The following is a 26,496-nucleotide window of genomic DNA, read 5'->3' on the forward strand; positions in this document are numbered from 1 at the left end:
ATGAGGGAATGAAGGTATATCAGAGGGTATGGCATACGTAAAAAGATAATTTGTTTATTTTTGAACTTTACCCGCATGACACGTGATAAGTATGCCCGATTTCCTGAAGTGCTTACATGAATATCAACGTAAACAATGGGGAGAATAAACGATTTAAAAACCCTGCACTCACCCTCTTATTTCTTAAGATTATTCCTAATTCAGCGATAATTATTTTAATATTTTTAATTGATTACAAAATCGCAACCCTTAATAAAGCTTTTAGCGTTTTGAATTGTATATACCACCTGACTATTCTCATTCCTGCCGATAACAACCGGGTAATGATGATGAGAAGTTCGTGCTTCTCAGGATTTTATTTATTCAAATTATCAGGCGGTTAGCAGAACTGAGTGACTTAAATCACGCATTTCGTAAGGACTATCTTTCAATGGCGAAATTCTTCGCCACGCTGTCACAGGAGTCAGACATGAGCGAAAATTTAATCTGGTCAGGAAAAGTTGACGCAAAAAATGCCGAAGGGACAAATACAGGAGTTGCCCTCAAAGCGGGAGAGATAATTACTATTCTGGCCAGTGGTTGGGCCAGGAATGGAAGTGAAAATTTTGCGCTTACCGCACCACAGGGGCGTATTCCCCGAGAGGGTGAAACGCTAACGTTACGCAATCCTTCGCTTCAGGCACGCCTTGGTAACGAAAATTATCCGGTTGGTAATCATAAATACCGCTGGTCGGTTCCAGCTGAAGGGACGTTGACGCTGTTTTTTGCCGATGGCAAAGACCAGTACAAAGACAACGCCGGTGAATTCAGCGTTGAAGTGTATCGCGAGGCGGATATTTCCGTCGCGGCGCCAGCTCCGTTTGAAGATTTAACCAACTTTGAGCGCGATAACTGGAATAACTGGCAGGCCGGACCTGCCGGGCACGATCTTTACCTGGTTGACGCCAGCACCCGCGCTGTCGAGTTTATTACCAGACCTAATAAAAACCATGCTGGTGAGATCCTCAAAAAGACGCTGACAGGTCTGACTGCCGGGCATGAATATACCTGGACGGTGAAAATTGCGCGCATCATAGGAAAATATGAAGCGCCAAAGGTTTCGCTGCGTGCAGATGGCAAAGACATTTCCGCCCCCCTGGAACTGAAGCAGGCAAATGAATGGGTAACCCTGAGTGGAAAATTCAAAGCCACGGGCAGTCAGGCTGAACTCGCGGTAGTCAGCCATGTGTCAGCCAGTATGGGAAATGATTTCCGTATCAAGGAACTAAAAATAAAGGGTTAACGTCAAAAACGTCGGACTGCTATTTAGCGAGAATGCTGGATGGCAGTGCGATGTTCAAAATTGCTTACAGTAAGTAAATCAGCCAGAAAGCTTTAAACAGAGTCGCTTAGGATTTAGTCTTTAAGAAAGGTCTGGAGCGGGCGAAGGGAATCGAACCCTCGTATAGAGCTTGGGAAGCTCTCGTTACTCCATCCCGACATTGTACATATGGCTGTACCTGATGGCGTGATTTTAGAGGATCGAAATCATGTCTATCAAGAACAATCAGTATCTTTTTCAAAGTCATTCGGGCGTATGGATCTTTCAGGTCTTTGTACCTGCGTACATGCGTCACCTGTTCGAGAATAAACGAGCCTGGCGAAAATCCACTGGGACAAAAGACATTCTTAAGGCTCGACACTTCAGAAATCACATGTTGATTGAGTTCAACAACCTGAAAGCCCTGTTGAATCCTGATCGTGAAGACATTCGCATCCAGAATGCGATCACCACACTCCACACCACTATAAAACAGGCAAAGAGTGCGCCTGTAACAGTATCTCCGATACCAACGCTGGCAGTCATACGTGATGAATACATGACGGTTTATAGCGAACGTCGGGCATTCTCCACACTCAGCAAATCAGCCCGAGCGGTGGAAGTATTTCTCCAGAGTATCGGTAAAGTTGATATTGGTCTGAACAAGATCGGACGCAGAGCCGTTACTGATTTCATCGAAGACCAACACAAAAAGGCAGCACCTCAGACCGTTCAGAACTGGCTAACCTCTTTGGGAAGTCTGTACGAGTTCGCCAAACGCCGCTACGATGCGATACCAGACAGCAACCCTTTTCACGGTCATAACCTCGAAGCACGTCGCACAATAGAGAGTTATCAGCCGTTTAAACCTGAACAGTTGCAAGCCCTTGTCAGAGAAGCTGATGACGTTTTACGTGATGTCATTTTGATCGGGCTTTACTCTGGAATGCGACTTGATGAGATAGCCAGCATCAAGCGGGAAGAGATTGTCATGATAGAGGGTGTGCGGTGTTTCTTCGTCAGTAAGTCAAAAACACTCGCGGGGGTGCGGTATGTTCCGATCCACTCGCTACTGATTGGGATTGTTGATAAGCATCTGGCTAACAACAGCGGTGAATATCTGCTGGAACAGTCAAACAAAATCATTCGTAAGGATGGCAAACGGGGGCCGTGGTACAGCCAAAAGTTCACCCGGCTGCGTGATAGCGTTTTGCCAACAGCTACAGATCGGCAATGTTTCCACAGCCTACGGGGAATGTTCATCACCTGCTTAGACCGTGCAGGGGTGCCAGAACAACGGATCGGAGCCGTCACTGGACACACCGAACAGAAAGCGAAAACCGAAGCATTCAGAACCTACAGCAAGGGCGCAGGGATGAAAGAGCTATCTGAGTATGTGGAGTTAGTAGGATATGATATTTAATATAAACAAAAAAGGTGCCTTAAGGCACCTTTAATCGGTATCAGAGAGTACCATCTGCTTGCTGAATGAATTCATCAATTTGCTTCCATATGAATCGCATTTGAGCTTGATCGAACTTCTGAGACTTGTCGCCAAAGATATCACAATGGTCGAGCATAAATTTCATATCAGCATAAGGATGATCACCTTCAACTTCATGAAATTTGATAATTATTAACGGATCATTATCACCGTCAATTAATCTTGCATGAAAAAGACCAATGTAATAGGGGCTAATTATACCGCGCTCATTGATACTAGAATCTTTGATGAGGCCAAACTTGCGATCCTCTTTAGTTTGGTACACCTCTATGAATCCGTTCTTTTTCCAAAGATTCATGAGCGCTACAATTTCCTTGGCCCAATCTTTGGCGTCATAACCAAACTGATCGCTAATGACTGAGAAAAGGGTGTTAACCTTCACATCAGATATGTAAGTTCTCTCTAGAGGTTGCTGCGAAGCGCTCATTGGTTTCCTTGAAAAAGTCGATCAGCGCTTGTTCTTGTTCTTTTGGTGCTCCAGAAAAGGACTTACTGCTCACCTTGTCTGAAAGTGCAACAAGGGAAGCGACGAACTTTTTCTTGTCACGTTCAAGGATCATATTCGCCTCCATTGGTTGATAGAAATGCCGAACACACGCTCAACAATTATTTTATGTTCAGCCTACGCAATCTACATCAGAGTGTCAAGTAAATGCGCGAAAAACAAACACAATGATTCTTTTGACAACAAATGCCAACATATTGATTATTAACAATTTTTATTCTTTCTTAACTTCAACAGAGCTTCACTAATAGCCTTCTCAAGCCCGTTTTGTTCAACGTCCATCATGAACGAGGAGCGCGGAACCTTCAGGAACCGACACACGGCGCTGACGTTCAGAAAGTCTAAAACGCGCTCGTCTGCAACAGTCAGCAACGGGAATCCGTTGTTCGTCTGGAATTGAATTTTCATAGTAATTTCCTCTTCTTTGCCCCGCCTTTTCAGGCAATTCTTCACGGTGGGGCCGAATGGTCAGCCCCAAAATCCGCTGTCTTACGCTGCGTCGTTCGTCAGTCGTGTAGTGAAATCCGGACGGTACACAACAGGCAAGATAGAGCTTTCCGCGAATAGCTCAACGTTCTTAAACTTGTCTTGTACGCTCCAGATACGGAAATCAACCGGATCAGCAAATGCCAGATCCAGATTGCGGCTGGTAGCAGTTGCCACATACCCGAAGGGCAGAGCAATATCCGAAGACAGCGGTTTGCTAAAGCGTGGAACCAGGAAGGATTCATCCGGACCAATTCCGTAAAGTGCCTGATCCGTGACTTCCACCACTCGGACATTTTCAATAATGAATGTTGAGAACGCCGGAAGCACTTCTTTGTTAAACAAAACATCCCGATCAAGCACACCGAACTGAACATTCTGACGAACATCAGGGTGATACTTAATGCCGCGATAAACATTGCTACCAGCAAACAGGATAAAGCCGTCAAGCTGACCAGCAAGGTCACCCATGCGCACTTTAGCAGCGGTTACAGCATCATCGAGGCTGCGAAGTGGGTCACCAGAGCTAACGCTGGTTTTGATCGTTCCGGTTGCCTGTTGGTATCCAAATTCATCTTCCCAGGAAATGATCGGCTGCTGGGTGTAGGTCGCTTCGACAGTATTTCGGAAGAGTGCGTCAGCGAAAATTTTCTCTTTAGTACGCATGTACTTATCGTGCATTGCGACAGCAGAAGAAGTGACCGCATCCATTACAGACATTTGCAGGTCGGAGCCTGGTTTGCGATATGGTTGCACGTCTGCCGCTGTAATCCGGTCCTGATAAGCATAAAGCGGTGCTTCGATCAGGTGATTGCTGGCGCTACGCTTAGGAATGGTTGACCACTCTGAACCGTAACGATTAACAGAGCTTGCCACCTTCTGAGCGACTTCATCAATGATATCGAGGCTCACCTTCGGACTTGCAGAAGTCTGACGATCACTGAAAACATTAAGCGTGGACAGCAAAGTGTTCTTTGCATCCATGTTCACAAAGGTGTTGGTGTAATCCGCGTAGCTGAAATTGGTTGATAGTCCCATGTTGTCTTCTCCTTATTATTATTCTGCGTCCGGTGCGCTAGTACGGATTGCGCCCGTTTTGGTGAGTGCGGCAATAGCATTAGCGCCAGCGGTAGCGCCCATAACAGCGGTGATGGTGTCTTGTTTGATGTAAATCCCGCGATCAGCAACGATGATATGAGCAGCATCTTCCGCCCTGTGGTGGCTCAGGACCAGCAGGCAGTCATCACCAGAGACATAAGCAGCTCCAGTGCTGGTAATGCAACTACCCGGCTGGACTTCTACAGCTAGATCGACAGTAATAGTCTTGCGGTCAAAATTCGGATCGGCTGCATACGCGATCACGTCATTGTAAGAGCGCTCAAGGCTTCCCATTTTCATATAATTAACTCCCGTTAAATTTCACATAGCTATGTAAACAAAAGGCCAGCGCCTGCTTGAGCCGTAAACGGCGACAGGGCCAGCCTTTCGAATTGTTCCGATGAAAAAAGTGACCGGACGGAAAGAGGTCCGGTGTGGATTTCACTGGTAGGAATAAGGAGGCGGCAACGCTCCAAAGAATGGGTAAGGAAGCCCAAAAACGTTGCCACCTGATGCCGTTAGTGTCCGGCTGACAGCCCGCCGAGGAGGACAGGACTTTTGGCAAATCCACCTTAGGTGGAAATTTTCTTCACACGAGAACGGGTTAGCCTGCTGGCTAATCGCTCTGCGATGCTTTTCTGATACAGCCAGCGGCAATGGCCTAACCTTACCGTGAGAGGGTGCGGATATTGGCTGTATGAGAAAAGGCGCTCTGGGAAAAGCGCACTTTGATTCCTAAGGAGAAGGGAAAAACATTTGGCTGTTGTAATTCACCTTGTATATTATTTTAACACTAATGATTATCATTTACAACAAATTTCACGAAAAGTATTTGATTTGTCGCTAAATTTGATACATACGCATTGTGGTGTTGAGATAGGGGCGACGAATTCGCCACCCTCTGTTTCATCATTGAGCAATACCAAGGATCATGTTGTTCTGTGCCTGCTCATAGCTCCTCAGTTTTGTATCAATCAAACCGTTAATAGCGCCGTCATTCACGTTAATATCAAGCGGTGAGAGTTTAATCTCAGCTTCGCCAGTGACCGCAACAGGAATCGGCTGTCGCTGCGTCATGCTGTCAATTGTCGGAATCGTAAACGTTGGTTGCTGGGGTTGTATTGAGTTGAAACCAGGAACATTCAACGCTAGCGCTGGATCGTTATACGCCGTGCCTGAGCCGATATTGCTCGGAGCGGAACTATCCAGCCACGGGTAAATCTGTTTGAGCGTCTGACCGATGCTGCGTGGATCAAATCCGGTCTTTTCCTTTATCCAATCGGCAGCACCGTTTGCAGAGTCATCCACAACGGTGTTGTAGACTGCATCCGGCAGTGTCGCGCCTTTCTTGAGTTCTTCACCGACTCGACCAGCGAAGGAGAGAATGTTGGTGGTTAGCTCACCAAGGGCAACGCCGAGAGCATCGGAAATTGGGATCAGTCCAGTCATCTTCTGACGTAGAGTGTCAGTATTAGCTGCATATTCTCCCAGACCCTGCACGAAGCTGGCGCTGAAGTGGTCAGCAAGCGACATCTGCACGCGACTGTACTCAGCACCCAAAGCTGCCAGCTTATCAAGGTTGGCCTGCTGTGCATCAGATAGGGTCCATCCTTCAGAAGCGAGTTGATTCATACGCTGGATAAGTCCCTGCCCCTCATCATTGAACACTTCGAGGAAGACCGAACCATCATTCACAGCCTCGGCCAGGTGTCGCACCTGTCGATCAGTCCAGCCGAAAGTTTTCTGTAATTGCTTTAGATAAGTGATAAATGTTGGAAAATCCAGTTTTTGCAGTTCCCCGATCACCTTTTGGGCTACCTTCTGGTTGCCGTTGGTGGAGGTCAGTACGTTATTGATGATATCTGCAAACTCACCACCGCCGCTGAAATTCACCTGTCCAGTTTTCTTGTTACGTTTGAAAGAGCCAGTATTCAGCAATTCCCCGGCCTTTTCGGTTGTGTCCTTGTTGAGGTCAGCCAGCTTGTCAGCACTCAGTGAGTAACCAACACGGCTCATTGATAGATCCTGAAGTGCTGCGAACTCAAGGTTGCTGATCCCATACTGCTGGAGTTTTTTCACATCGCGAGAACGCTCAAGGCTTCCCTGAAGGGTCTGACCAACACGAGAAACGCCCATACTACCTACTAACGCCACACCACCAACAACACCAGCGGCAGCCAGACCTACACTTCCACCACGGCTTTCTGTGCGTACACGACCAGCACGAACACCTGCGGCTTTCTGCTCACGGGTAATACGTTGTTGCAACCGAGCCTGCTTGCGTAATTCTGTGGTGATACGAGCCATTTCGAAGCGGGTCTCTTCAACCGTATAGCGCTCTTCTTTCTGGGCTTTAAGTGCCTCTTTTGCTGCACTGATGGCTTTGTACCGGGTAGCAACGTCAGCGCCGTTCACGTTTGCCAGAGTCAGAGCGCTACGGCGCAAACTGTTGTAATAAGTCACCTCACGCTTAAGGGCTGCCTCTTTCTCACGCTGGCGCTTCTCCTCCAGGGCCATCGCCTTTTTGGTGGCAGTAATGTCAGCAGCAACAGCGCCGTGACCACGGTTCATTGCTTCAGTCTGACGAGAAACAAGACCGGGATCGTAATGTTGACCGCCCAGGTTTGGGTTGTAGACCATCGCTCGTGATCTGGCTGCGGCCTGCACTTTTGCAGATATTGCTGCTAAACGGGCATTTTGACGTGCTGCCTGTTCCTGTTGGGATAACTGGCGAGCCTGTAATGAGGTCATTTTATTGGCATGAGCAACTGCATCCCGTTCCATTTTGGCTTGAATCTGAGCTTGTTTCTGCTGCTGTTTTGACAGTTGTTCAGCCTGGCGTAGCTTCGCTGTCTGGGCTTTCGCTGCGGCTAGTGCTGATTTGCCTTCACTCTGAGCGGTCCGCTTCTGGGCCTTCTCAAGCGCTTTAGCTGGTTTCTCATGAGCAGCCTTAAGCGAAATTATCTTCTTTTTGGCTTTTTGATATGAGGCATCGTCTGTGATCCAGGAGATTTCATTAACGGTGCTGGTAACAATCTTATTGGTCCCACTCATCACACCCCCTGCTGCTTGATGATATTGCCGTAACGATCAGGATCGGATTTTGCGAGTGCAGCAGCCGCTGCTTTAGCTTTCGCCAGCATTTCAGGATCAATATGGTCAGCGGTATGACTTACCGCCGGACGGCTATCAGCGCCCAAAAATTTTTTAATCCGTTGTTCAGCACCAAAGGTGTCTCGCATTGGCGAGAGGGCTTCGCCCCGTTTATCCGTGGGGGTGTCAGACGAGGCTGATTTGAGCAACTCTGGATGTTGATCCAGAAAGTTATCGGTGACGCTCTTCAGATTGTCCCGCGCCTTTTGGAGTTCGTATTCCTCTGGTGTCATGCCGTGCATAGTGGCAAACAGAGCATTTTTAATGCAGTTCAATGTCATTTTTTATGGTGTCTCCAAAGTAGGATCAGCCCGCCGATCAGGACGTGACGAAGCGCCAGCCAGACCACGGGCAGGAAAAAGATGTAATTAAGGGTCAAGTTTCCCCGTCAGGGTGTTAGTAGTGCAGGCGTGGTGAACGTCGCTGTGGGTTCTTCTGTTTTCTGGCGACCGTTTCCCGATAGGCCACAAACAACGGATCAGTATGATCCGGCATTCGAGATGCCATTTCTTTTTCGGTTATTCCTTCACGCTTAAGAAGCGTTACCACGGTGAATAGAGGCAGTTGAAGGTCAGCACAGATTTTTGCCAGCATTGCGCCGGATTCGTAGTACATTCGGGCCATTCGCTTAGTAGCGTACTGACTTGTATTGCTTATCTTGCGACAGCGAGGATTCCACGAATTATCGTAAAGGCCTTTTACCAGGTCAAACGGCAAGCGTAGAAGCAGCGCCGTTTTGCCAGGGGTGTAACCGTGAACGAGCATTTTTTTAGCAGTCTCGATCAACGAGATATCACGAGAGCGGGCCTTGTAAAAACGGGACAAATCAGGGGTTTCAGCACCGGAGGTGTTTACCTCTGCTAAAGTGCTTCGCACCGTAAGGGTTTCAGCCGTCAGGCTGTTGGCAACATCACACAATTATTTCTCCAGTATCAGAATGGTTGATCTTCATCATAATCAAGCTGCGGCGCATACCCGTTAGCCTGCTGTTTTGCTGGTTCAGGTGCAGGTATATCATCAGGCCGCATATGCTCTTCAGGCTCCCTCATATTGATTTTTCCTGTCAGTTTCCACACAAGTTTGATCTCATCCTGCCAGGTTGTAGCGCCCTGTGATTGCGCCCAGCGTCGCGCCTCTGGAACCAAAGGCCCACGAGGGGTAAACGAGTTGGCGATCCACGGTATCCCGACAACATTTCCCCCAGCTGGCTTACTCAGTGATGGAGCATCATTAGCGGAAACATCATCGCAGCTATCACCAGCAAACTGTGAAACGCCAGATTGCTGTTCAGGATCATCCGTGGCAGATGAAGAGGCCACATCAGGGGATTGCTGTTCGTGCTCTTGCTGCTGTACGCCATCTTCTCTCTCCTCGGGGCTTGGCCGTGCTGCTTCCTTCATCTTAGACTTGGACTTAAAGTTTTTATTCGCCCGCTCGTGGTCCCACGCTGGAGCACCCTTGTACTCTTTATGGATCACCTGTAGACCGTCAGCAACATCACTGAAAAAATGGACGGTGTAAGACTCACTATTACCCTTCCACCCAGCATTCTCGACAATTCCGAGCTTCTTCAAAGCTGCGAGTATTTTGCTCAGGGTGTCGCGTGAAATGTCCAACGCTGCCGCCATTTGTCGCTGGTCTGTGTAAAATTGCTGCTCACGGCCTGAGAATCCAATGAACTGATTTTTCATATAGATGTAGACGAGCTTCATTGCGGGCGTTATTTTCACAACCTCGCCAGTGCTGCGAATCACAATCTGGCTGGCACACAAGAAACGCATCTCAGTAACGCCGTAAGCCTCATCTGGTGTACGTTGAACTTCAGTTTTTACTGTCTCGGTCATTGTTCTCTCCGTTAGGTTTCGCCTTGCTGGCTAAAGGTGTTGTGTGGCCTGGTGCGTTGTCGAAAATGTTTGCAGCTTTCTCTAAAATCTCGTTGCAGAGCCGTGCCAGTGGCTTATCTTGGCGAATGGCCTCAGCTAGCAGAGCCTGATAAACGTGCTGCTGGAATTTGATGTGCATTCAATTGTCCTCCTCGTTTTAGGTACAAAAGACCTCCCGCCAGTGGTCGCCCAGAAGGCGAACCGGCTCAGGTTTTGTTCAGTGTTGTTAAGCTGCGGTTGCTGTCGGGAACTCGCCAATCAGTGGGAAACCGTAGGATTCCAGTTCTTCAGCACCGTTGACAGCGACGAGCAGCATAATGACCTGCTCTGGTGTCAGAGAAAGACCTAGCTTATCCAGATAAAGCTGTCGATGGCCTTCCAAGATTGGACGAAGTATATCGGTCAATTCCATTCCTGCGGCACGTTGATTGCTCAGAGGCTTCAGCACCGACTTCACTGCCCGTGCATGTTTCGCCTTTTTCCGTTCCTGCTTCAGGATATGAAGACAGACGGCGATCTGTGGGAATCGAGCATGTACAGCATCCGCGCCACCATTTCTACTGATGAAGGCCCACAAGGCTGATTTGGTGTATTTGCCGTTCAGGATGAGATCAGCGATCTGCTCGCCTGTCATAGTGGTCAGGTCGAGACGTTGGGATTTAGGTTTATTCATTGGGTTCTCCGTTCTGTTAAAAGAATTATTCGCGGAGGTTCTATTTGTAACCCATTTTGTATTGCCGTGAGATTGACAAGGGATGTCGTGATGACGGCAGAATTATTCGAGGATTCGTAGGAAAATCATTACCCTACCTATCTATTATATCAGTTTTCACTTCAAAAAGAAAGCTTTATTTTGGAAAGCTTTATAATACCTCATCATCACCTTATCAATTTACGAAAACTTTGTCAATAGTGCTAAATCGCTCTGTGCCGAGTTCTGCGGGACTTGTCACCATAGGAGTACATACGCATCACCATTTAAACGCCGTAGAGAGGCGTTGAGGAGGTCTGTTGTTAACCCGCGCCGCGCCAGAGTGAACCGGACAGATGCAAAGCAGTCCTCTACGCCGTGCTCCGATCCACATATGGCGAACAAGTTCGCAGCTTCCACACAGAGTGAGAGCGTAGCTCTCTGGAAGAGCCATTAGGTAACCCGACACACAGAACAGCAACCGGAGGTTGTTGTGATGGGCTATGGAGGGTTAGGAGATCACGAGATGGCGTGGCTGTTTCACGTCATCGAAGCTGAGCTTCTTACCACACAGATCCTGAAGAGGCGAAGCCATGCAGAGCAGAGCGATACAGAAGCATCACTCCTTAACACCAACAGAATGACTAACCGTCATTCCAGAAAGTTATAAATATCATGTTTTTTATATGATACGTAGTATCATGTTATAAAGATCATGGTTTTTATAATGATCTTATTTGGTTTGCTCTTATTTATAGAAATGCTCTTATTAGTGCCTGATTTTCAGACATGGTTTATGTCGGAATTTCTGACACGGTTTATGTCTGATTTTCAGACATGGTTGGTTAAGCGCCTTTTCTAACGCATCTGCCGGGTGAGAATTTTCCAAGTCATCCACGCGACCAACGCACCTATGAAAACTTCTGGTTTGATATGTCCGCGTCATGCTTCAAGGGCACAATCAACGGCAACACCTGAGGCGGTCCAGACACCTGATCCGCTCCGAGAATTGATAATCTCCCTCCCCCGCTTTCATCTGAAAGTATCGACCATTCTCCGCGCTGGCTGAAGATTGGCAACCCTATACTGGTTTTCTGTGAAAATTTGGTGGATGATATTTAACATTGGCTATCCTGCGAACAAAATAGATTAAATGCACCTCAAATAGCCTATAATCCGTAGTTAATCATGCTGAAGTGGTCGCTTAGCGTACAAATCACAAGTCTGTACCTATGAGCGTTATGGTGTGGTGCATGCAACGAAGCCAGTAATGGCGTGGCCTCGGCAGATCTGTCACTCGTGGTGTGGCTAAACACAATCACCGATCCGCCCTTCCATACCGAAAAAATTAATTTTCTTCGCAAAATCAACGAAAAATCATCCATTTCTGGGCGTGTCAGAGCTTCTCAGCGGGGCGCTGTGCTATGGGTGTGTAGTTTACAATTGTGTGGAGATGACGCGCTGTAGCGCTTCTGGTGGAGCATACGGGGCTATTGGTGAGACGGCTTGCGCTGGTGCGGGAAAAGGTACGTATCCGTGACCTGCAAGGGCGGGAGAATTTCGCCAGGTGACGATAGTCCTTCACCCCGTTGTGGTAACGTCGCTGTAGTGGCTTTGTGTCTGCTGGTAAACAGAAAAATGTGCTTTTATGGCGTTTGACACACTGGCAGCCTCAAAGGCCTAAAACCTGAAATTGTGTGGTGACCAGACAAACTCATCCAAAATTCTTGAACAAGAGAACTCACCTCGAATCCTCCTGAATGCTTTCCTTCTGTTGGTGAAATCGCTGTTGTGTACCCAGCTTCGCATCAACGCTCCGAAAAGCAATACCTGACCATTCCAGTCAAGTACTTATAAGATACAATATGTTAAATGGCTGTACAATTAGTGAACAGAGGCACTTCAAAACATCAAGTTATCTCCCTTGCGTCAGCCCAAAGCAGCATTGTGTAACTGCACTGCTTGTTGCAGTGAGGCGAGTCGCTGAAAGCATCACGTAGCGATATTTGGTGAAGAAAAGCGCTTTTCACCGAGGGTCTGGGCTGACGGTCTAGCAGATCACCAACTGTTATGGGTACATTCTTAGTTCCATCGTTACGCACACATATATGTTATCTATATGTTGCACGCAACTATCAAAACCACGGGCAACATTCATTATTCTTATAAAGATTGCGCGATATCATGTTGCGCAATTCTGATCTCCCGTTGAAGAAATCAGCACTCGATCAAATTTTGAATTTTTTTTCTTAATTATTGACATGTCTTCCAGGCCTTATGCTGTGTAGGGTCTTGCATTTTTACCCTTTCACAACCTCAATTTAACGTCAAAATCAACCCTTGTGCAGAAAAGAATCATCACTAGAATATCGACTATGTGGGGGCACCATTGATTGACCCCCCCCACATGTAGTGTCGCGCCTGAATTTTAGGCATAAAAAAACCGGATTCATTTGCATGAACCCGGCTTACAAAGCATGACCAATACGAGTCGCCAAACTCGTATGAATCTTAGCCTTGCCTTCATTTTTCACGGCTTGATTGTGCCAGGCAAAGAGGATCATGTAAACCTTAAAATGACGCTCATAAGGAGCAATGCATGACTATTTGTAAACAATCACACCGTTACAATACTCTTTTCATCAGCTTACCTGACGATCAAGGTGGTGAAGGTCGCCACAAATGTTGCGGCTGCGCTTACGACCAGGGTTACCGTGCTGGTTTAGCCCGCACAGGCCAGCCTTGGGTTGACTTAACAGCCCTTCCTGATAGCCAAGCGGGAACGGTTCGCCATAAAAGCCCTCAGGCAGCGTTTGCTGATGGCTATCGAAATGGTATCCGTGATTCATATCGCAAAGTAATCTAAAAACAAAATAGGCGAGGAGGCATCCGCCTCCTTTATTAGCACTATACAACAAACTCTAAGTTATTGAGTTGTTGGATATTGCATATGCAAATTATTACTTGTATATGAGTACCATAAACTTGAAAAGGAAAGAGAATGTTTGAACTCTTGATATCTCATCTAGAAAAATGGAGCACATTCATAAGTTCAGTCGCAGCCATTTTAACAGCAGTAGCAACTTTTTTTCTTTGGCGGGTAACAAAGTTACTAGCCAAAGAAACTACGCGTATGGTTGAAGCCTCATCTCAGCCGCATGTCGTTGTCACCCTTGAACCAAATACCTGGGCCGCCTTTTACTTTGATATAAATGTTGCAAACACGGGCAATGCTCCAGCTTATAATATTGAGATTGACTTTGATCCGCCACTGATTAATGCTGAATATAGAGAAAACAACCATCACTCCATTCCATTTAGAAAAATCAGTGTATTAAAGAACGGGCAAACTTTATCTAGTAACCTTTGTGAATATAATCAAATCAAAAGCAATACATACAATGTAACAATTAGCTGGTCAAAAAAAGCAGACTCAACAGAAAGAGAATATAATAAGTATGAGTATGACATGTCATCTTTCGATGGAATTAACTATTTAGGTTCACGTAGCCCAGTCACACAAATTGCAGAGCAAATTAAAAAAATAAGAGATGACTGGAGACCTATTTCACAAGGTTCCAAAAAGATAAAAACGGATAGTTATAGTTCACGTGATAGAGATAAAGAGAAAAAAGCACGTGACGAATGGTATCAAAATGTTTTAGCAGAAAGGGAAAAGAGAAAGAATAATAAGCCATAATAAATGAGGGCTGTAAAGCCCTCTAACTCTACATATCAGCCAATCAAATCGGAAATTTTTGTTGCTAAAACCTGTAAGTTCAAATGGGAATTTCCTTCCAGGCTTCCTTCAAGGACATAGCTGCTCGCATCTTTTTCGTTTACAGTCAAGAGCAAATAAAAGTCATTTAAGGGACCGAAAACAGATTGACCAGAAGGATTAAATTGTTTTACGTGCAGTTTTAATTTATTGCTGATTATTTGTCCTTGATAGTAGAAGGCATAATCGCCACCATTAACACCATCATTTTTAACTGATACAACCCCGGCACCGAAATCTTGAGTGTTGCTTCTAAAGAAAACAGAATAAAGTCCGTCTTTCATAACGCATATCACCTATAGATATCTGCAAAATTGCATCAATATCATACAGCAACCAATTGAACATAAAAACAGCAAAAAATTGAACTAAGTCAATAGAACCCATTAAGCCCCGTTGGTGGTAAGACAACAAGCGGAGCTTCAAGCGACAACATCAGGGATATGTCAGACAGTGAAGTTTATCAGGATGACCATGTACCCGAAGGAGCGAGGCCGAACCGCTGGCAGAGCTTGCATATGGTCTGCAAGTACCAAAACCACCATAAACCTGTTTATCCCCTGCAACATCATCTCGACGTGTGGCATATGGGGGCATCGGGCTAAAATGCGCTTCACTGAAAGTTTTGGGAGTTATGCCAGGTATGCGGCTTTTTGTTCGTTGTTGTACTGTCGCGGTAAGAACTTGGAACCACCGCCAGCGTGATGATATGCTCCCTTGTACCACAGACCAATCACGCGACAGGTGCGGGCGTAGAACAATGGGTAGTTTAAGTTGTACCTGCTTTAGCGGGGCAACGTAACTAACTGATAAATCATAACCTTTTGATTTATCAGGAGAATGGAGCGGGCGAAGGGAATCGAACCCTCGTATAGAGCTTGGGAAGCTCTCGTTCTACCATTGAACTACGCCCGCTTTGAGGTGCGTAAAGCATTATAGACCTTACGCCTCTTCATACAAGCCTCTTCGCAACTAAATGGCGATAAAATAATCACTTAGCACTTCGGCTTGCTGCCCTTTGCCGGAAGATAACGCTGCGGGTCGATGGCGGTGGCCTTATAACGGATCTGGAAGTGCAGCTTCACCGTATCCGTGCCCGTGCTGCCCATGGTGGCGATCTTCTGCCCCGCCTTCACGTTCTGGCCGTTATTAACCAGCATTGTGTCGTTATGCGCATAAGCCGTGATGTAGTCTTCACCATGCTTAATCATGATCAGATTACCGTAACCGCGCAGCTGGTTGCCCACGTACACGACCTTCCCTGCCCCGGAGGCATAAACCGGCGTACCGCGCGCGGCGGCAATATCGATGCCCTTATTGCCGCCTTCAGACAAGGAGTACGGCAGCACAACTTTACCGCTGGCCGGCCAAATCCAGCAGCGCTGTCCGACAGGCGGCCAGGAGGATTGCGGCACCGCATAGGATGGCGTCACTTTGGCGGTTTTGCCTTTCGACGACGATTTTTTGCCCGAGGATGAACCGCCATTAACCTTCAGCTTCTGCCCCACTTCGATGGTATATGGCGGAGAGATATTATTCAGACGCGCCAGCTCCTTTACGCTGGTCCCCGTCGCGCGCGAAATCCGGTACAGCGTATCCCCGCGCTTCACGGTATAGACCGCACCGGAATAGCTGCCCATATCCGAAGATTTACTCCCTGAACAGCCTGCCAGTAATAGCGTCAGCATCAGGCAGAACACGGCAGTGATGGGGTTTCTCGTCAGGCTTCCTGCAAACAAAACAGATCCTCGGTCAGCGTGAATGGCGCCCTATAATACCAGCCCAAACAGATATGGGTCAGCCCTTTTCCGCTCTGTGGAACAAACCGTTCGTACCGGAATGCAGTATAATGACATCGCTGGTGGTGCTGAACCATCCGCATGGTTAGCACTGGAGCATCAATGAGTATTCAAGAACACGTTATTTTGGTAAATGACCAGGGAATGGTGATTGGCACTCAGGAAAAATACGCTGCACATACCTCCCATACCCCACTCCATCTGGCGTTCTCTTCCTGGCTCTTTAATGCCAAAGGGGAGTGTCTTATCACCCGTCGCGCATTAAGCAAAAAAGCCTGGCCGGGCGTCTGGACGAACTCAGTCTGCGGCCATCCGCAATCTGGTGAAGCGATTGATCAGGCTATTGTGCGCCGCTGCCGCTATGAAGTGGGAGCCGAAATTACCGGGATCACCCCTGTCGCCGCTGAGTTTCGCTACTGTGAAACCGATCCTTCCGGGATCGTCGAAAATGAGATTTGCCCGGTCTTTGCCGCCAGGATCACAAATGCGCTGACGATCAACAGTGATGAAGTGATGGCATACGAATGGGTTGATCTGGACGCGTTGTTCCAGGCTCTGGATGCCACACCGTGGGCCTTTAGCCCCTGGATGGTGATGGAAGCGACGGCGGCACGCGAAAAACTGCGGGCCTTCGCCGCCAAATAAAAAAGCCCCGGCGACTATCGCACGGGGCTTTTTACGATCTGCAGACGTTATTTAACCGGACGCATCGCCGGGAACAGGATCACGTCGCGGATGGTGTGGCTGTTGGTGAAGAGCATTACCATACGGTCAATACCAATACCCAGACCCGCCGTTGGTGGCAGGCCGTGCTCCAGCGCCGTCACGTAGTCTTCGTCGAAGAACATCGCTTCGTCGTCGCCTGCCGCTTTTGCGTCAACCTGATCCTGGAAGCGCTGCGCCTGATCTTCTGCATCATTCAGCTCGCTAAAGCCGTTGCCGATTTCACGGCCACCGATGAAGAATTCAAAACGGTCAGTGATCTCCGGGTTCTCGTCATTACGACGCGCCAGCGGGGACACTTCAGCCGGGTATTCAGTGATGAAAGTCGGCTGAATCAGGTGCGCTTCTGCCACTTCTTCGAAGATCTCGGTCACGATACGGCCCAGACCCCAGCTCTTCTCCACTTTAATACCGATGCTTTCAGCGATCGCTTTTGCAGAATCGAAGTTATCCAGATCCGCCATGTCGGTTTCCGGGCGGTATTTCTTGATGGCTTCGCGCATGGTCAGTTTTTCGAACGGCTTGCCGAAGTCGAACACTTCTTCACCGTAAGGTACCTGCGTTGTGCCCAGAATGTCCTGCGCCAGGGTGCGGAACAGGGATTCGGTCAGCTCGATCAGATCTTTGTAATCTGCATACGCCATATAGAGTTCCATCATGGTGAACTCTGGATTATGACGCACGGAGATGCCTTCGTTACGGAAGTTACGGTTGATTTCGAACACGCGATCGAACCCACCCACCACCAGACGCTTCAGGTACAGTTCCGGCGCGATACGCAGGTACATGTCCAGGTCCAGGGCATTGTGATGGGTGATGAACGGTCGTGCGGAAGCACCGCCCGGGATCACCTGCATCATTGGGGTTTCCACTTCCATAAAGTCGCGGTTAACCATGAACTGGCGGATACCGGCCATGATCTGGGAGCGAATTTTGAAGGTCTTGCGGGACTCATCGTTAGAGATGAGGTCCAGATAACGCTGGCGGTAGCGCGCTTCCTGATCCTGCAGGCCGTGGAATTTGTCCGGCAGCGGGCGCAGGGCTTTGGTCAACAGACGCAGTTCGGTGCAGTGGATAGACAGTTCACCGGTCTTGGTTTTGAACAGTTTACCTTTCGCGCCCAGGATATCGCCCAGGTCCCACTTCTTGAACTGCTCGTTGTAGATGCCTTCTGGCAGATCGTCACGGGAAACGTACAGCTGAATGCGGCCGCCCACGTCCTGCAGGGTAACGAAAGAGGCTTTACCCATGATACGACGGGTCATCATACGGCCCGCAACGGCCACTTCGATGTTCAGCGCTTCCAGCTCTTCGTTTTCTTTAGCGTCGAAGTCAGCGTGCAGTTGGTCTGAGGTGTGGTCACGACGAAAATCGTTCGGGAACGGCACGCCCTGCTCGCGCAGCGCTGCCAGCTTCTCGCGGCGGGTTTTCAGTTCGTTGTTAAGATCGACTACCGCGTCAGCGCCCTGTGCTTGTTGTTCAGACATGTTGGTTCCTCATAACCCTGCTTTCAAACTTGCTTCGATAAATTGGTCCAGGCTGCCGTCCAGCACCGCCTGCGTGTTACGGGTTTCAACCCCGGTACGCAGGTCTTTGATGCGGGAGTCATCAAGGACGTAAGAACGGATCTGGCTGCCCCAGCCGATATCAGACTTGTTGTCTTCCATCGCCTGTTTCTCAGCATTTTTCTTCTGCATCTCCAGCTCATAAAGCTTCGCTTTCATCTGCTTCATGGCCTGGTCTTTGTTCTTATGCTGGGAACGGTCATTCTGGCACTGTGTTACCAGCCCGGTTGGAATGTGGGTAATACGTACCGCCGATTCCGTACGGTTAACGTGCTGTCCGCCCGCGCCAGATGCGCGGTAAACGTCGATACGCAGATCTGCCGGGTTGATTTCGATATCGATATCTTCGTCAACTTCGGGGTAAACAAACGCGGAGCTGAATGAGGTATGACGACGACCACCGGAGTCGAACGGGCTCTTACGTACCAGGCGGTGAACGCCGGTTTCGGTACGCAGCCAGCCGTAGGCGTAGTCACCAATGATCTTGATGGTGACGGACTTAATGCCAGCCACTTCGCCTTCAGACTCTTCGATAATCTCGGTTTTGAAGCCACGCGCTTCAGCCCAGCGCAGATACATGCGCATCAGCATGCTGGCCCAGTCCTGCGCTTCAGTACCGCCAGAACCCGCCTGGATATCGAGATAGCAGTCAGCGCTATCGTATTCGCCGGAGAACATACGACGGAACTCAAGCTGCGCCAGCTTCTCTTCCAGCACGTCGAGCTCTGCCACGGCTTCGTTAAAGGTTTCTTCGTCGTCGGCTTCTACAGCCAGCTCTAGCAAACCGGAAACGTCTTCCAGCCCCTGAGCCATTTGATCCAGCGTATCTACGATAGCTTCGAGAGAGGAACGCTCTTTACCCAGCGCCTGCGCGCGTTCAGGCTCGTTCCAGACGTCCGGCTGTTCCAGCTCGGCGTTTACTTCTTCAAGACGCTCTTTCTTGGCATCGTAGTCAAAGATACCCCCTAAGAACGTCAGAGCGCTCCGTGAGGTCCTGAATACGGTTTTTTACCGGATTAATTTCAAACATGGTCTGTTTTCTTTTATGGACTTGTCAAAATGCGGTGATAAGAGCGGGATTGTACCGAATCCACGCCCTTTTTTATAGAGATTACTGCCGCTAAATTGGCCAGATATTGTCGATGATGATTTGAAGGGAGCGGTTACCGCGAAACTCGTTGATATCCAGTTTGTAGGCCAGTTCGACCTCGCGTACGCCATTGTCCGGCCAGACAGCGGTATCGACGTTAAAGGCAATACCATCCAACAGCGGGCCGCCGCCCACCGGTTCCACCATCACTTTCAAGTGACGTTCGCCCACGATGCGCTGTTGCAGCAGACGGAAGCGGCCATCGAACAGTGGCTCCGGGAACATCTGCCCCCACGGGCCTGCATCGCGTAGCATTTGCGCCACTTCCATGGTCATCTCCATCGGTGCGAGCTCACCGTCGGAAATCACTTCCCCCTGTAGCAGAGCGGGATCGATCCAGTCAGTCACCAGTTCGCCAAAAAGACGCTGGAACTCGTCGAATTTCGCCTCTTCCAGCGACAAGCCTGCCGCCATCGCGTGACCACCGAATTTGAGCATCAGGCCCGGGTAGAGCGTATCCAGACGCTCCAGCGCATCGCGCATGTGCAGCCCCTGAATCGAACGACCGGAGCCCTTCAGCGTGCCATCGCCTGCGGGCGCAAATGCAATCACCGGACGGTGGAAACGCTCTTTAATACGCGACGCCAGAATGCCCACCACCCCCTGATGCCACTCAGGGTGGTACATCGCCAGCCCGCCCGGCAATGTTTCACCACTGCGTTCAAGCTTTTCACACAGGGTTAGTGCTTCAGCCTGCATTCCCTGTTCGATCTCTTTGCGGGTCTGGTTCAGCGCATCCAGCTCATTCGCCAGCACGCGCGCTTCACCAATGTTGTCGCACAGCAGCAGCGCGACGCCGACGGACATATCGTCCAGCCTGCCAGCCGCATTCAGGCGCGGGCCGAGGGCAAAGCCCAAATCGCTGGCGGCGAGCTTGAGCGGATCGCGGTTCGCAATCTCCAGCAGCGCCTTAATACCCGGACGACACTTGCCCGCACGAATGCGGCTTAACCCTTGCCAGGTGAGGATACGGTTATTGGTATCGAGCGGTACCACGTCCGCCACGGTGCCGAGCGCAACAAGATCGAGATACTCGGCCAGATTGGGCACGGCGATCCCGCGGGACTCGAACCAGCCTTTATCCCGCAGCAGGGTGCGCAGCGCCAGCATCAGATAAAACGCCACGCCCACGCCCGCCAGTGATTTCGACGGGAAATCGCAGTCGCGCAGGTTCGGGTTAATAATGGCTTCAGCGGCCGGCAGCGTGTCACCCGGCAGGTGGTGATCGGTAACCAGCACCGGGATCCCCAACTGATGCGCGTGATCGACACCCGCATGGGAGGAGATCCCGTTATCTACGGTCAGGATCATCTGCGCGCCGCGGGCATGTGCCTGATCGACCACTTCCGGGCTAAGGCCATAACCATCTTCAAAGCGGTTAGGCACCAGATAGGTGACGTTTTCGCAGCCCAGCGCGCGCAGACTGAGCACGCTCAGCGCGGTGCTGGTGGCGCCGTCGGCATCGAAATCCCCCACCACCACAATGCGCGTGCCTTCACGAAGCGCGTTGTAGAGCATTTCAGTGGCTTTTTCGATGCCGTTCAGCTGCTGCCAGGGCAGCATCCCTTTGACGCTGCGCTCAAGATCGCCTGCACTCCGCACGCCGCGGCTGGCGTAGAGCCGCTTTAACAGCGGCGGAAGATCGGCTGGCAAATCAACCTGTTCAACCGCGTCGCGGCGGCGCAATTTTATTGGGGCTTTCACGCGGATTATTTACCACCAAACTGTTTCTGGTGCGCGTCGAGGAACTCTTTCATCTCTTTTGGCCCCTGATAGCCCGGGACAACGTAGCCGTTGCTTAAGACAATGGCTGGCGTACCGGTCACGCCAAACTGCACGCCCAGCGCGTAGTGGTTGGCAATATCAATATCACAGGAAGCTGGCTGCACACCCTTACCGTTCATCGCGTCATCAAACGCTTTGTTACGATCTTTTGCACACCAGATGGCCTTCATGTCCTGCTCAGGCTGGCTCTGCACACCCGCGCGAGGGAAAGCCAGATAACGCACGGTAATGCCCAGCGCGTTGTAATCTTTCATCTCTTCATGCAGCTTGTGGCAGTAGCCACAGGTGATGTCGGTAAAGACGGTTATAACGTGTTTTTCCTGCGCCGCCTTATAAACGATCATCTCTTTTTCGAGCGCATTCAGGTTTTTCATCAGCAGCTGGTTGGTCACGTTCACCGGCTGCGCGCCGCTTACGTCGTACATCGGCCCCTGAATAATGTGTTTGCCATCTTCGGTCACGTACAGCACGCCGCTGTTGGTTAAAACGGTTTTCATCCCCGCCACCGGCGCAGGCTGAATATCGCTGCTGGTTACGCCGAGTTTCGTCAGCGACTGTTTGATAGCGGCGTCATCCGCGTGGGCAAAACCGGTAAAAGAGGCTGCCAGCAGGGTGAACAGCGCAAAAGACTTTTTCATATAAGATCCTGTAACAATTCGTCGGCACTCACGCGCGAGGGTGGTGCTGTTGGTGTAGCTGCCGCAGGCGTTCCGTCGCGACATGGGTGTAAATTTGCGTCGTGGAAAGATCGCTGTGTCCCAGCAGCATCTGCACCACGCGCAGACCGGCGCCGTGGTTCAGCAGATGTGTCGCAAAGGCATGCCGCAACACGTGCGGCGACAGCTTTTCGCTGTCAATGCCCGCCAGTGTGGCGTAATGCTTGATGCGATGCCAGAACGTTTGCCGCGTCATCTGCTGCGCACGCTGACTGGGGAACAAGACATCGATAGAAACGCCGTTCAGCAACCACGGACGACCGTGCTCCAGATACGTTTCCAGCCAGTACACCGCCTCTTCTCCCAGCGGGACCAGCCGTTCCTTGTTCCCTTTACCGATCACACGAACCACGCCCTGACGCAAGCTGATGTCGCTCATCGTCAGGCCAACCAGTTCCGAAACGCGCAAGCCGGTAGCATACAATAGCTCAAGCATGGCTTTATCGCGTAACTCCAGCGGCAGGTCAACAGCCGGTGATTGTAATAATCTCTCAACTTGTGCTTCGCTGAGATCTTTCGGTAGCCGCTGCGGGAGTTTAGGCGATGCCAGGAGGGCGCTGGGATCGTCCGCGCGAATTTTCTCACGGTAGAGATGCTGGAACAGTCGACGCATTGCACTGAGCAGACGCGCGGAGCTGGTGGCTTTGTAGCCCCCTTCCATACGCTCGCCCAGCAGCGCCTGCAGGTCGTCGCTTTGTGCGCTCTCCAGCGACAGTCCCCGGTGTGCCAGCCACTCCACCAGCATGGTGAGGTCCCGCCGATAGGCGCTCAGCGTATTTTGGGCCAGGTTTTTCTCCAGCCACAGCGCGTCGAGAAACTGTTCGATGAGTGCGAGATCCTTTTCCACATCAGCCCCTTTGATTCTGCAATCCGGGCATTATGCCTGATTGCGAGCGGTTTCTGGTACACTACGCGCAAAGTCATAGCAAGAATTGAGATAGATACGCGATGAATATTGGTCTGTTTTATGGTTCCAGCACCTGCTACACCGAAATGGCGGCAGAGAAAATTCGCGACATCATTGGCCCGGAACTGGTGACGTTGCATAACCTGAAGGACGATGCGCTCACGCTGATGGAGCAGTACGACGTATTGATCCTCGGCATCCCGACCTGGGATTTCGGTGAGATACAGGAAGACTGGGAAGCCATCTGGGATCAGCTCGATACGCTCAACCTCGACGGCAAAATCATTGCCATGTACGGTATGGGCGACCAGTTCGGTTACGGGGAATGGTTCCTGGATGCTCTCGGCATGCTGCACGATAAGCTGGCACCGAAGGGCGTCACGTTTATCGGCTACTGGCCAACGGAAGGTTACGAATTCACCAGTAAAAAACCGATTATCGCAGACGGCCAGCTGTTTGTCGGGCTCGCGCTGGATGAAACCAACCAGTACGATCTGAGCGACGAGCGTCTGCAAACCTGGTGCGAACAGATTCTGGGCGAAATGGCCGAGAAGTTCAGTTAACGCGTATTATTCCTGCGTCGGTTGCTGCTGCAGTAGCATCCGGCGCAGTTCCCGCCACTCCGCAATATCCATACTGTCGGCGGCCAGCCACAGATGCTGGCACTTACCGCCGCCCACCTGGCGTAACCGTAGCATCATGCCGGAACTGAGCATCCAGGGCATACCGAGGATATCCCACTCCTGACCCTGCCAGCGCAGGCGGGAGTCCATCAGTAATTTGATCTCACCCTGGCGGGCATTGATCCGGCGCTGGCTGCGCACGCTGTCAAAAACGACGAACGACAGCAACAACAGCCACAGCGGCGTATAGCTAAGCGGCCACGGCATCAGTAAAACAAATGCCGCGACCAGGCCGTGGAGCAATAACGACATCCACTGCGAGCGCCACGAGACGCGAAGATCAGATTGCCACAGGACCACGTTCCCGATTCCGTGTTTGAATTAATTGCACCATCCGTTGCAACTCGGTGTCGGCGGGCTTGCCGTGGTTCATCAGCCAGTTGAATAAATCGGGATCGTCAGACTCAAGCAGGCGAACAAACAGACGCTTATCCTCATCGCTTAAGCTGTCATACTCATATTCGAAGAAAGGCATGATGGAGATATCAAGTTCACGCATGCCGCGTCGGCATGCCCAGTGAATACGGGCCTTGTTGTTAATATCCATGTTCTGTTTCCTGCATTACGTTTGGCACAGTCGGTACCCCGTTCAGTCTTCTTTATTTCTCTGCGGGGACACTCGCTAGTGTAACGTGTTTTTGACCGTTTCTTTACTGGAATATTGCGAAGCTGAAGCGGGCTTCCAGAATAACCCCTATAAAGACAGCGGATTACACTATATTGCGTGGCGCTACGCATTGCTGCGTTATGGCACGAATGGCCTGCTGAAAGCGCTTGCAATGGCTGTAGTCTCTTTTACCATTAGGCATTATCAAAGCGTTAAGCAATTCAGGATACCGTTATGGCATTTACACCATTTTCTCCTCGCCAGCCCGCCGCCTCTGCGCGTCTGCCGCTGACGCTTATTTCTCTTGATGACTGGGCACTGGCCACACTCGTTGGTGCCGACGCCGAAAAATACCTTCAGGGCCAGGTCACGGCAGACGTGAGCCAGATGACCGAACATCAGCACCTGCTGGCTGCGCATTGCGATCCAAAAGGCAAAATGTGGAGCAACCTGCGTCTGTTCCGCCGTCAGGATGGCTTTGCCTTTATTGAGCGCCGCAGCCTGCGTGATGACCAGCTTAAAGAGCTGAAGAAATACGCGGTCTTTTCTAAAGTCACCATTGCGCCAGATGACAAGCACGTGCTGCTGGGCGTGGCCGGTTTCCAGGCGCGTGCCGCGCTGAAAAACCTGTTCAACGAACTGCCGGATGCAGAAAAACAGCTGGTTAGCGAAGGTGAGACCTCCATCCTGTGGTTTGAACATCCTGCAGAGCGTTTCCTGCTGGTGACCGACGCCGCGACCGCCGAGCGCGTAACTGAGGCCCTGCGCGGTGAAGCCCAGTTCAATAACAGCCAACAGTGGCTGGCACTGAACATTGAAGCGGGTCTGCCGGTGATTGACGCGGCCAACAGCGCGCAGTTTATTCCGCAGGCGACCAACCTGCAGGCGCTGGGCGGCATCAGCTTTAAAAAAGGCTGTTACACCGGCCAGGAGATGGTCGCGCGGGCAAAATTCCGCGGCGCGAATAAGCGCGCGCTGTGGACACTGGCGGGTCACGCCAGCCGTGTACCGGAAGCAGGTGAAGATTTAGAACTGAAGATGGGTGAAAACTGGCGCCGTACCGGCACCGTGCTAGCCGCCGTTCAACTGGATGATGGCCGTCTGCTGGTGCAGGCGGTGATGAACAACGACATGGAAGCCGACAGCGTGTTCCGCGTGCGTGATGATGCCAACACCTTGAGTATTGAGCCGCTGCCGTATTCACTGGAAGAGTGATGCTGTATCGCCCGGTGGCGCTGCGCTTACCGGGCCTACGGTTTTGGTGTTCTCCCTCTCGCTGTGGGAGAGGGTTAGGGTGAGGGCAACAGGCCGCAAGATGTAAAAACTACACCTGCCCCACATACAAATAAATGGCCAGGAAGTGACACACGCTGCCCCCAAGTACAAAGCCGTGCCAGATGGCATGGTTATAAGGGATGCGCTTGCAGACATAGAAAATGACGCCCAACGAGTAGACCACGCCGCCTACGGCAAGCAGGGTCACGCCCCCTACCGCCAGCTTAATCGCCAGCTGATAAACCACTATCAGCGACAGCCAGCCCATCGTCAGGTAGGTCACCAGCGACAGCACCTTAAACCGGTGCGCAATGGTCAGCTTAAAGAGGATCCCCAGCAGTGCCAGGCTCCAGATCACAATCATCAGGCCACGCGACAGCGGTGAGTTCAAACCCACCAGCAGGAATGGCGTGTAGGTGCCTGCAATAAGAAGATAGATAGCGCAGTGGTCAAATTTTTTGAGCCATATCTTTGCCCGCTGATACGGAATGGCGTGATACAGCGTCGACGCCAGAAACAGCAGGATCATACTCCCGCCATACAGGCTGTAGCTGGTAATGGCCATGGCACTGGCGTTGGTGTCCACCGCCTGCACCAATAATAACACTAAACCGACAATCCCAAACACCAGGCCAATGCCGTGGCTGATGCTGTTGGCTACTTCCTCAGCCAGTGAATATCCCTGTGCGATTAATGGTCTGCTCACCATACAAAACTCCGGGAAAACGAAAGATGATTATTCATCGCATGACTATGCTAACTGAGAATGATTCCAGTGAACACCTGTTAGCTAAAATAATTTCAATCCATAATTTATATATAAAAATCATATATATAAAAAACAGTTTCACCTTACATTTGTTCACATTAAAATTTAATCATTATGAA

At 50.3% G+C, this 26,496-nt stretch carries 28 protein-coding genes and 1 tRNA gene; 7 read left to right on the plus strand and 22 right to left on the minus strand.

Annotated features, from left to right (window positions below; genetic code table 11):
- Positions 1-340 precede the first annotated feature (340 nt).
- Both ACOTZF_RS09385 and ACOTZF_RS09390 read left to right on the plus strand, forming a co-directional pair.
- Entirely contained in the window at positions 341-1,282 is a 942-nt protein-coding gene (locus tag ACOTZF_RS09385) for a LecA/PA-IL family lectin (protein ID WP_230199644.1), read from the plus strand.
- A 247-nt stretch (positions 1,283-1,529) separates the two neighbouring features.
- Entirely contained in the window at positions 1,530-2,723 is a 1,194-nt protein-coding gene (locus tag ACOTZF_RS09390) for a tyrosine-type recombinase/integrase (protein WP_055322426.1), read from the plus strand.
- Positions 2,724-2,763: 40 nt separating this feature from the next.
- On the opposite strand, the gene ACOTZF_RS09395 is transcribed toward ACOTZF_RS09390, so the two are convergent.
- The 11 genes from ACOTZF_RS09395 to ACOTZF_RS09445 all read right to left on the minus strand — a co-directional run bounded on the left by ACOTZF_RS09395 (position 2,764) and on the right by ACOTZF_RS09445 (position 10,602).
- Positions 2,764-3,231 carry a hypothetical protein gene (locus ACOTZF_RS09395; protein ID WP_058686808.1) on the minus strand — a complete coding sequence of 156 codons (468 nt, stop codon included), beginning with the start codon at positions 3,229-3,231 and terminating at the stop codon, positions 2,764-2,766.
- A complete protein-coding gene (locus ACOTZF_RS09400) occupies positions 3,188-3,364 on the minus strand; it encodes a hypothetical protein (RefSeq protein WP_154591467.1) in 177 nt (58 codons plus the stop codon). The genes ACOTZF_RS09395 and ACOTZF_RS09400 overlap by 44 nt, the downstream gene beginning before the upstream one ends.
- A 149-nt stretch (positions 3,365-3,513) precedes the next feature.
- Positions 3,514-3,717 carry a hypothetical protein gene (locus ACOTZF_RS09405; RefSeq protein ID WP_055322424.1) on the minus strand — a complete coding sequence of 68 codons (204 nt, stop codon included), beginning with the start codon at positions 3,715-3,717 and terminating at the stop codon, positions 3,514-3,516.
- Positions 3,718-3,798: 81 nt separating this feature from the next.
- Positions 3,799-4,833 (minus strand): major capsid protein, encoded by a 1,035-nt coding sequence (locus ACOTZF_RS09410; protein WP_055322423.1) that lies wholly within the window; start codon positions 4,831-4,833, stop codon positions 3,799-3,801.
- An 18-nt stretch (positions 4,834-4,851) separates the two neighbouring features.
- A complete protein-coding gene (locus ACOTZF_RS09415; RefSeq protein ID WP_047039314.1) occupies positions 4,852-5,193 on the minus strand; it encodes a hypothetical protein in 342 nt (113 codons plus the stop codon).
- 609 nt (positions 5,194-5,802) lie between these two features.
- Positions 5,803-7,947 (minus strand): chemotaxis protein, encoded by a 2,145-nt coding sequence (locus ACOTZF_RS09420; protein WP_129317947.1) that lies wholly within the window; start codon positions 7,945-7,947, stop codon positions 5,803-5,805.
- Positions 7,947-8,327: a hypothetical protein gene (locus ACOTZF_RS09425; protein WP_055322421.1), complete on the minus strand. Its 381-nt coding sequence runs from the start codon at positions 8,325-8,327 to the stop codon at positions 7,947-7,949. The genes ACOTZF_RS09420 and ACOTZF_RS09425 overlap by 1 nt, the downstream gene beginning before the upstream one ends.
- Before the next feature lie 115 nt (positions 8,328-8,442).
- Complete coding sequence (locus ACOTZF_RS09430) at positions 8,443-8,964, minus strand: hypothetical protein (RefSeq protein WP_055322420.1); 522 nt, start codon at positions 8,962-8,964, stop codon at positions 8,443-8,445.
- Between the two features lie 14 nt (positions 8,965-8,978).
- On the minus strand, positions 8,979-9,890 hold the full coding sequence (locus tag ACOTZF_RS09435; protein WP_055322419.1) for a DUF6945 domain-containing protein: 912 nt from the start codon (positions 9,888-9,890) through the stop codon (positions 8,979-8,981).
- Entirely contained in the window at positions 9,868-10,068 is a 201-nt protein-coding gene (locus tag ACOTZF_RS09440) for a hypothetical protein (RefSeq protein ID WP_055322418.1), read from the minus strand. Before ACOTZF_RS09440 ends, ACOTZF_RS09435 begins: the two co-directional genes overlap by 23 nt.
- 87 nt (positions 10,069-10,155) lie before the next feature.
- Positions 10,156-10,602 carry a hypothetical protein gene (locus ACOTZF_RS09445; protein ID WP_055322417.1) on the minus strand — a complete coding sequence of 149 codons (447 nt, stop codon included), beginning with the start codon at positions 10,600-10,602 and terminating at the stop codon, positions 10,156-10,158.
- A gap of 2,617 nt (positions 10,603-13,219) precedes the next feature.
- On the opposite strand from ACOTZF_RS09445, the gene ACOTZF_RS09450 reads away from it, so the two are divergent.
- The gene (locus tag ACOTZF_RS09450) at positions 13,220-13,486 is read left to right on the plus strand and encodes a hypothetical protein (RefSeq protein WP_071946093.1); all 267 of its coding nucleotides are present in this window, start codon (positions 13,220-13,222) and stop codon (positions 13,484-13,486) included.
- A gap of 135 nt (positions 13,487-13,621) precedes the next feature.
- Positions 13,622-14,320, plus strand: coding sequence for a hypothetical protein (locus ACOTZF_RS09455; protein ID WP_055322106.1), 699 nt, complete (start codon positions 13,622-13,624; stop codon positions 14,318-14,320).
- Between the two features lie 35 nt (positions 14,321-14,355).
- Here the strand turns inward: ACOTZF_RS09455 and ACOTZF_RS09460 are convergent, their stop codons facing one another.
- The 3 genes from ACOTZF_RS09460 to actS all read right to left on the minus strand — a co-directional run bounded on the left by ACOTZF_RS09460 (position 14,356) and on the right by actS (position 16,137).
- Positions 14,356-14,682, minus strand: coding sequence for a GrlR family regulatory protein (locus ACOTZF_RS09460; protein WP_055322107.1), 327 nt, complete (start codon positions 14,680-14,682; stop codon positions 14,356-14,358).
- A 557-nt stretch (positions 14,683-15,239) separates the two neighbouring features.
- Positions 15,240-15,313 (minus strand) — tRNA-Gly (locus tag ACOTZF_RS09465).
- 80 nt (positions 15,314-15,393) lie between these two features.
- Entirely contained in the window at positions 15,394-16,137 is a 744-nt protein-coding gene (actS, locus tag ACOTZF_RS09470; protein ID WP_277815313.1) for an amidase activator ActS, read from the minus strand.
- Between the two features lie 162 nt (positions 16,138-16,299).
- Between actS and idi the strand changes: the two genes are divergently transcribed.
- Positions 16,300-16,842 (plus strand): isopentenyl-diphosphate Delta-isomerase, encoded by a 543-nt coding sequence (gene idi / locus ACOTZF_RS09475; RefSeq protein WP_013098607.1) that lies wholly within the window; start codon positions 16,300-16,302, stop codon positions 16,840-16,842.
- Between the two features lie 47 nt (positions 16,843-16,889).
- Here the strand turns inward: idi and lysS are convergent, their stop codons facing one another.
- The 5 genes from lysS to xerD all read right to left on the minus strand — a co-directional run bounded on the left by lysS (position 16,890) and on the right by xerD (position 22,983).
- Entirely contained in the window at positions 16,890-18,407 is a 1,518-nt protein-coding gene (lysS, locus tag ACOTZF_RS09480) for a lysine--tRNA ligase (RefSeq protein WP_129253275.1), read from the minus strand.
- A 9-nt stretch (positions 18,408-18,416) separates the two neighbouring features.
- Positions 18,417-19,515 (minus strand): peptide chain release factor 2 gene (gene prfB / locus ACOTZF_RS09485; protein ID WP_095908218.1). Its coding sequence is split into 2 segments (ribosomal slippage): positions 18,417-19,439 and positions 19,441-19,515, totalling 1,098 coding nucleotides; the frame shifts between segments, so codons are not numbered across the junction.
- A 90-nt stretch (positions 19,516-19,605) separates the two neighbouring features.
- Positions 19,606-21,339, minus strand: coding sequence for a single-stranded-DNA-specific exonuclease RecJ (gene recJ / locus ACOTZF_RS09490; protein ID WP_013098610.1), 1,734 nt, complete (start codon positions 21,337-21,339; stop codon positions 19,606-19,608).
- Positions 21,340-21,344: 5 nt separating this feature from the next.
- Positions 21,345-22,058 carry a bifunctional protein-disulfide isomerase/oxidoreductase DsbC gene (dsbC, locus tag ACOTZF_RS09495; RefSeq protein ID WP_013098611.1) on the minus strand — a complete coding sequence of 238 codons (714 nt, stop codon included), beginning with the start codon at positions 22,056-22,058 and terminating at the stop codon, positions 21,345-21,347.
- A 28-nt stretch (positions 22,059-22,086) separates the two neighbouring features.
- Positions 22,087-22,983: a site-specific tyrosine recombinase XerD gene (gene xerD / locus ACOTZF_RS09500; protein ID WP_129317948.1), complete on the minus strand. Its 897-nt coding sequence runs from the start codon at positions 22,981-22,983 to the stop codon at positions 22,087-22,089.
- Positions 22,984-23,084: 101 nt separating this feature from the next.
- Between xerD and fldB the strand changes: the two genes are divergently transcribed.
- Positions 23,085-23,606, plus strand: coding sequence for a flavodoxin FldB (fldB, locus tag ACOTZF_RS09505; RefSeq protein WP_013098613.1), 522 nt, complete (start codon positions 23,085-23,087; stop codon positions 23,604-23,606).
- A 6-nt stretch (positions 23,607-23,612) separates the two neighbouring features.
- Here the strand turns inward: fldB and ACOTZF_RS09510 are convergent, their stop codons facing one another.
- Together ACOTZF_RS09510 and sdhE are read right to left on the minus strand one after the other, a co-directional pair.
- A complete protein-coding gene (locus ACOTZF_RS09510; RefSeq protein WP_020687087.1) occupies positions 23,613-24,026 on the minus strand; it encodes a protein YgfX in 414 nt (137 codons plus the stop codon).
- Positions 24,007-24,273 (minus strand): FAD assembly factor SdhE, encoded by a 267-nt coding sequence (gene sdhE, locus ACOTZF_RS09515; RefSeq protein WP_013098615.1) that lies wholly within the window; start codon positions 24,271-24,273, stop codon positions 24,007-24,009. The genes ACOTZF_RS09510 and sdhE overlap by 20 nt, the downstream gene beginning before the upstream one ends.
- A 294-nt stretch (positions 24,274-24,567) precedes the next feature.
- Here sdhE and ygfZ point away from each other — a divergent pair, with 294 nt between their 5' ends.
- Positions 24,568-25,548 (plus strand): tRNA-modifying protein YgfZ, encoded by a 981-nt coding sequence (gene ygfZ / locus ACOTZF_RS09520; protein WP_129253273.1) that lies wholly within the window; start codon positions 24,568-24,570, stop codon positions 25,546-25,548.
- 109 nt (positions 25,549-25,657) lie between these two features.
- On the opposite strand, the gene trhA is transcribed toward ygfZ, so the two are convergent.
- Complete coding sequence (gene trhA / locus ACOTZF_RS09525; RefSeq protein ID WP_048970648.1) at positions 25,658-26,317, minus strand: PAQR family membrane homeostasis protein TrhA; 660 nt, start codon at positions 26,315-26,317, stop codon at positions 25,658-25,660.
- Between the last annotated feature and the right edge of the window lie 179 nt (positions 26,318-26,496).

This window comes from Enterobacter cloacae complex sp. SHL021 (assembly GCF_049237765.1).
GTDB lineage: Bacteria > Pseudomonadota > Gammaproteobacteria > Enterobacterales > Enterobacteriaceae > Enterobacter > Enterobacter cloacae.